Source organism: Frankia sp. AgKG'84/4 (genome assembly GCF_023242965.2).
GTDB lineage: Bacteria > Actinomycetota > Actinomycetes > Frankiales > Frankiaceae > Frankia.
In genome coordinates this window covers 1-4,335 of record NZ_JALKFU020000458.1, presented here as the reverse complement: position 1 = coordinate 4,335, position 4,335 = coordinate 1, and the positions used below count along the sequence as shown (strand labels likewise).

Sequence of the window (4,335 nt, the reverse complement as noted above, 5' to 3'; positions counted from 1 at the left end):
CGGCGGGGCCGGCCAGCCTCGGGTCCGCCCTGGCCGCGACCGGCGCCGAGGCCGGGCTGCCTTGCCATTGGGCCCGCACGGCGTCGAGAAGCAGGCCCTGAAGGTCCTCCCGCAGCGCCTCCAGCTGGCCCGCAAGCTCGCCACGCAGGTACTGGCGGGTCGCCGCCTCGCTCTGGGCCAGGCGCAGTCCCGCGACCTCGCGGGTGAGGAACTCGGTGTCTTCGCGCATCCGCCCGGCGGCCGCGCGGTCCTCCGTCAGCGCCGCCCGGTCACGGTCGTCCTGGCGGTTCTGCGCGAGCAGGATCAGCGGCGCCGCGTACGCGGCCTGGGTCGAGAAGGCCAGGTTCAGCAGGATGAACGGGTAGGGATCCCAGCGCATCAGCGGCACCGCGATGTTCAGCGCGATCCAGACGATCACAACTCCGGTCTGGATGCCCAGGTAACGGCCAGTGCCCAGGAAACGGGCGAAGGTCTCCGCGACGCGGGTGACCCGCTCTCCGTCCACTCGGGGAAAAAACGTGGTGCGGGTGGGACCGGGTAGGTCGAGGCGTTCGGATCGGGCGCGGCGGTCCGTGGATCGCGATGCGGTGATGGCCATGGAAGCTCCCCATCCGCGCGCGGGCGACTGCACACCCCTTGCGCGCACTTCTCGAGCGGGCCGCGGGCATCGTCGCCAGGCGGCCTCGGGTCGGCACGACATCGATCGACCGCACCTGCTCGTGCACTGCCCCGTTCCGCCGCGCTTGGCTGGGAACGTCTGGGCCGCCGACTCGTCGACATTCGCCGATCGGCACGCGAGGACCTGAGGCCCGCCGCCCGCAGAGTCGGGTATCGCGAGAGATCGCCGAATGGCGAACGGAAGACGGCCGGAATTCGAGCAGTGCCCCGGGGAATCGTCGACCCCGGGTTCGTGGACGCGGGCTGGGCGCGTGACGCGCTCTGGCCTGGATCAGCCTCGGCTGGCGTCGTCCACTAGCAGGAAGCGGCCGTTACTTGAGCACCCGCCAGGACTCACAGCGGCCACCTCCTCGCGCTGGTCCTCCGTAGAGGAAGTTTCGGGGGCCTGTCAAGGATAACCGGGTACTGGTCGGACCGGTCTGCCGGGGCGCCCGTGACCTCCGTCGCGAAGACGTCACCCCAGGCATTCGCGGGACTGCCGAAGTCGACGGGTATTCATCAGCGTAACTAGCTGCTGACGGATCGCGGTGGGTTCACCCGGTGGCTGCTGCCGGAGCATTGCGGCGCCGGGGTGGGGTATGGCCGGGGCCGAGGTCGGGCGAGGTGGTGGGAGGAACGCGGTGAAGATCAGTGGATGCGCCAGCTGCGGGCAGCTCGTCTTCTTCGAGAACACGGCCTGCCTGCGGTGCGGCGTACCGCTCGGATTCGATCCGGGCACCGGAAAGGTGATCACTCTCGTCGCGGAGCCGCCGGGTGCGGACGGCGGCGAGCTGTTCCGGGAGCTGCCTCCGGTGGCGGTTGTCGCGGCCGGGTTGGGCGCGGCGGACAGCGGTGGCGCGCCGGTACACCTGACCGAGGGCGGCCGGCCGAGTGAGGCTGACGAGATGGTCCCGGCCGACGGGAGGACCGAGAGCGGCGAGGCGACGGCCGCGGCGGCGGATTTGATCGCGCGCGATCTCGCGGACGCGGTGCCGCCGCGCCGTCGCCGCTGGTACCGGCGCTGCGTGAACGCGGAACTGGCGGCCTGCAACTGGCTGGTCCAGGCGCCGGCCCCGGTCGAGGGTGATGCCGGCGCCCACCCGGGCGGGCTGTGCGCGTGCTGCGGGTTGACCCGGGTCCGGCCCGCGGATACCGACCCGGTCGGCCGGGAGCGGTTCGAGCGGGCCGAGGCAGCCAAGCGCCGGCTGGTGGCGCAGCTGCTCGAGCTGGGACTTCCGGTCGTCCCGAAGAGCATCGACCCTGCCGGCGGTCTGGCGTTCGACCTGCTGAACAGCACCGAGCGCAAGGTGGTGACCGGTCACAGCGACGGCGTCATCACGCTGGATCTCGCCGAGTCCGACGATGCCCACCGCGAGCTGGTCCGCACGCAGCTCGGCGAGCCGTACCGCACGCTGCTCGGGCACTTCCGGCACGAGGTCGGCCACTACTACTGGGGTTCGCTGGTCAGCGCCGATCCGGCGCGGTCGGACGCGTTCCGGAACCTCTTCGGCGACCCGGACATCGACTATTCGGCGGCGCTCGACCGTCACTACGCCGACGGGCCGCCGGTGGACTGGCGCGAGACCCACGTCAGCGCCTACGCCACGATGCACCCCTGGGAGGACTGGGCCGAGACGTTCGCGCACTACCTCCACATCCGGGACACGCTGCGAGCGGCCGCCGAGTTCGGGCTGCGCGTCGACGGTCCGGATCTTGACGCCTTCGGGGTGCCCGCCCACCGGCACGCGGCCGAGCCTGGCCGCCCCGGTGGGCTCGGCGGGCACCGCGACACCCCGTCGCCGTCGGCCGTGGACATCATCGCTCAGTGGCTGCCGCTCACCTACGCGCTCAACGCGATCAACCGCAGTATGGGGAGAGAGGATCTCTACCCGTTCGTACTGACGCCCGCCGTGCAGGCGAAGCTCGCCTTCGTGCACAGCATGATCGGCACCACCGCGATCGGTGCGACAGCTGTCACCGCCGCGATGGTGGCCGAGCCGGATACAGGGGCCGCAGCATCGGGATGAACGTCTTTACCGTCGGATCGTCCGTCACCGGCTGTGGGCCGCCCAACGCGACGAAGCCATGCCGGGCGTACAGCCGGCGGGCCGGCTCGTTGCGCGGCGCGACCCACAGCTTCACCGCTTCGGCGCCGGCGCGGCACGCCCAGTCCACCGCGGCCAGCACCAGGGCGTCCGCCGCGGCGCCGCCGCGGGCCTCCGGTGCCACCCACATAGCCGCCAGCTCACGCAACCAGGCCCGGCGGGACGGGGTGAGGCCCTGCACCATGCCGATGGCCTCGCCGGTCCGCTCTGCGATCACGACCACGTTCCGCGTCGAGGCCGCGCCCTCGCGGGCCAGCCGGGACCAGGTCGACGCCGGCTCGCGGCCGACGATGTCCCTGGTCTGCCAGAACGCCGCGGGCGCGTCGGTGAGCGCGGCGAGGCGCAGCCGACGCAGCAGCGGTCCCTCGTCGGACGCGATGTGTCGCGTTCGGATCTCAGTGCCGTCCGTCACGAGTTCCCGCCCCTCTCGGACCTGTTAGGCACGAGAAGGAGTGTCCACGCACGGATGTCCTACGGACACCCTTATCGCCTGTCTTGCGATGAGACCGTTGCGCGACCGACGCTTGGCGTTGTGCGTAATCGGCGCGACCTTTAGCCCAAACGGCTCCCAGGCGGCCTCGCGATCACCGATACTGATCAAAGCGGCGGGACGGCGGAGGAGTTCGCTGGAGATGATCCATCGTGGGTAGGCCCGTCTCGGTGATCGTGCGGCAGGACGGCCCTTCGTGGTCGGCCTGGTCGCCGCAGTGCCCTGGCCTCGCCATGGTGCAACCGGCGGCGGCGGAGCCGCGCACGGTCCTGCCCGAGGTTCTCGCCTGGTATTTCGGTGAGGACACGGAAATCGACCCGCAGGTGCACCACGAACGTGACCTACAGGGTGTCATTGTCCGTATCGCGCAGGACGACCACCTGTACGAGCGGGAACTGGTCGCGCAGCGGCTTGGTGAGGCGATCGAGGAGGCCGGTCTGCGGGCGAGCCTTCGTGGCGGACCCGTCAGCGGCGGCCAGGTCACGCTGGTCTGCGCCCTGCAGTCCGACCGGGTCTCATGGCTGGCCGCCCAGATGGAGCGGGACGACGCCGTCGTCGTATTGCTGCCGGTCGCTGAGACGATGCTGTGGGCCGTCCGGTTCGGCGCTGGTCGTGAAGGTGAGGGTGCGGCGGTATCGGTGTCGGCATATCCGCCGCAGACCACTCTCGGCGAGGTCATGCGCAGCTTCGCCGGCCCACGCCAGCATCTGCGAATCTGACCGTTTCCGGCGGGATCCCACCGCGTTGGCGCGGCGGCGGGTGACCTGTCAACGGCCGACGAGGGGCCCCAGCCACGGCACCGCTTCACAGGCGGAATCGAGGGTCGCCTCTCGCGTCGCGTACTCCCAACCGGAGAAATAGCTGACCGGTGTCCACGTGCCCATGTCCTCCGCGTCCCGGCGAAACTCCTCGAACCCGAACGTTCCGTCGGGACGCTTGAAGACGTCGACGCAGCGGTCGGCATCTGGGGTCTGGTGGCTGGCGAGTACCCGCCATGATTTGTCAAGGGATAATGCCCCGTGGAGTGGTGTAGATCGGTTCGCGTTCCGCTCTGCGTCTTTCGCTATTATGCGGCCTGAATAT

General features: G+C 70.5%; 5 protein-coding genes. 2 read left to right on the top strand and 3 right to left on the bottom strand.

Annotated elements, in window-relative coordinates:
* On the bottom strand, positions 1-598 hold a 598-nt coding region (locus MXD58_RS21195; protein WP_250609790.1), incomplete at its 3' end, for a DUF1003 domain-containing protein.
* Positions 599-1,298: 700 nt separating this feature from the next.
* Between MXD58_RS21195 and MXD58_RS21190 the strand changes: the two genes are divergently transcribed.
* Positions 1,299-2,684 carry a zinc-binding metallopeptidase family protein gene (locus MXD58_RS21190; RefSeq protein WP_248840965.1) on the top strand — a complete coding sequence of 462 codons (1,386 nt, stop codon included), beginning with the start codon at positions 1,299-1,301 and terminating at the stop codon, positions 2,682-2,684.
* Here the strand turns inward: MXD58_RS21190 and MXD58_RS21185 are convergent.
* Positions 2,632-3,174, bottom strand: a complete 543-nt coding sequence (locus tag MXD58_RS21185; RefSeq protein WP_248840966.1) for a GNAT family N-acetyltransferase — start codon at positions 3,172-3,174, stop codon at positions 2,632-2,634. The genes MXD58_RS21190 and MXD58_RS21185 overlap by 53 nt on opposite strands.
* A 230-nt stretch (positions 3,175-3,404) precedes the next feature.
* On the opposite strand from MXD58_RS21185, the gene MXD58_RS21180 reads away from it, so the two are divergent.
* Entirely contained in the window at positions 3,405-3,971 is a 567-nt protein-coding gene (locus tag MXD58_RS21180; RefSeq protein ID WP_248840967.1) for a hypothetical protein, read from the top strand.
* A gap of 48 nt (positions 3,972-4,019) precedes the next feature.
* Here the strand turns inward: MXD58_RS21180 and MXD58_RS21175 are convergent.
* On the bottom strand, positions 4,020-4,335 hold a 316-nt coding region (locus MXD58_RS21175), incomplete at its 5' end, for a hypothetical protein (protein ID WP_284678669.1).